This window comes from Nocardia sp. SSK8 (assembly GCF_037034205.1).
GTDB lineage: Bacteria > Actinomycetota > Actinomycetes > Mycobacteriales > Mycobacteriaceae > Nocardia.
Map to the genome: position 1 here is coordinate 1 of NZ_JBAGKD010000030.1, position 1354 is coordinate 1354.

The 1354-nt window shown below is 71.9% G+C and carries 1 protein-coding gene; it reads right to left on the bottom strand.

What is annotated here, in order from left to right; all coding sequences use genetic code 11:
• Positions 1-155: 155 nt before the first annotated feature.
• Positions 156-800: a LysE family translocator gene (locus WA675_RS27230; protein WP_336088318.1), complete on the bottom strand. Its 645-nt coding sequence runs from the start codon at positions 798-800 to the stop codon at positions 156-158.
• Positions 801-1354: the final 554 nt, after the last annotated feature.

The following is a 1354-nucleotide window of genomic DNA, read 5'->3' on the forward strand; positions in this document are numbered from 1 at the left end:
GCCGTGCGGTGGCCCGGCTCGCGGGGGATGGCGCGTCATCCGCAGCGGCGATGCGTGTTCGGCACCCGCACGGCAGCTGTTCTGCACGCGCTGAGCACCTGGCGCCTCCGCGGCGGCAGGGCGGCGCGGGCAGTGTGGGTCGGGTGTGCCGGGGATCAGGTCGGGGTGGGGCGGGTGCGGTCGGTGGCGAGGAGGACGGCGATGGTGCCGAGGGCGGTGCCCATGAGGTAGCGCTGGGTGCGCAGCCAACGGGGGCGGGTGGTGAGGAAGGTGGCCAGGGTGGCGGCGGTGACGACGATGAGGGCGTTGACCGTGAGGGCGACGGTGATCTGGACGGCGCCCAGGGACAGGCTCTGGAGCCAGAGGGCGCCTACCGCCGGGTCGACGAACTGGGGGATGAGGGCCATGTACATGATGGCGATCTTCGGGTTGAGCAGGTTGGTGACCAGGCCCATGGTGAACAGGCGGCGCGCGGGGTCGTGGGGCAGGTCGGCCGGGGCGAAGACGGAGACGCCGCCCGGCCGCAGCGCCTGCCAGGCCAGCCAGAGCAGATAGGCCGCCCCCGCCAGCTTCACCGCCAGATACAGGCCAGGAACCACCGCGAACACGGCCGTGATCCCCGCCGTCGCGGCCAGCAGATACACCCCGAACCCCGCCGCCACCCCCGCCAGCGAGATCAACCCGGCCCGACGCCCCTGCGCGACGGTCCGCGACACCAGATACATCATGTTCGGCCCCGGCGTGAGCACCATCCCGAGCGCCGCCGCGCCCACCCCCAGCACCGCCGTCGTCTGCAACATGCACCGAGTCTGACCTGGTCGCACCGGATTTGTCGCGGTCCAGTAAACACTCGCTGGACCCCTAGCTGCCCGCCAACCCTGGTTCGCGCGTCCTGCCGTGAGTCGCTGGGCCGCCCCGCTGTCCGGTCTCACCCTGGTTCGCGTGTGGTGCCGTGAGTCGCTGGGCCACCCCGCTGCCCGGCGTCGCCTTGGTTCGCGTGTCCTGCCGTGAGTCACTGGGGCGTGCGGCTACCCGGCCCCGCCCTGGTCCGCGTCGGTTCGGCGCGAGTCGCGGGACCGCGCTCTGCTCGGCCAACCCGGCCCGCACTGACCCCGCCTCGAGCCCGCGCGGATTGTCGGCGTGTATCGCACCGCACACAGGGCCCAAAACGAGCCCCAGACCATGTCGGTGCAGGTCCGTACAATCGACCAAGGCGGTCACCAACCCGCGAAAACTCACCCCCCACGGTTTTCGGCCGCCCCGCATCCGAGGGGCGAGACGTAACGGCGAAGCCGAAGTATCGCCCCTCGGATGCGGGGTCACGAGGCCGAAAACCCGCGGCGCCAGCCGCCAA

Bases quoted from the DNA above. Each gene is read 5' to 3' on its own strand.
- WA675_RS27230 (WP_336088318.1), bottom strand. From the start codon at position 800: ATGTTGCAGACGACGGCGGTGCTGGGGGTGGGCGCGGCGGCGCTCGGG.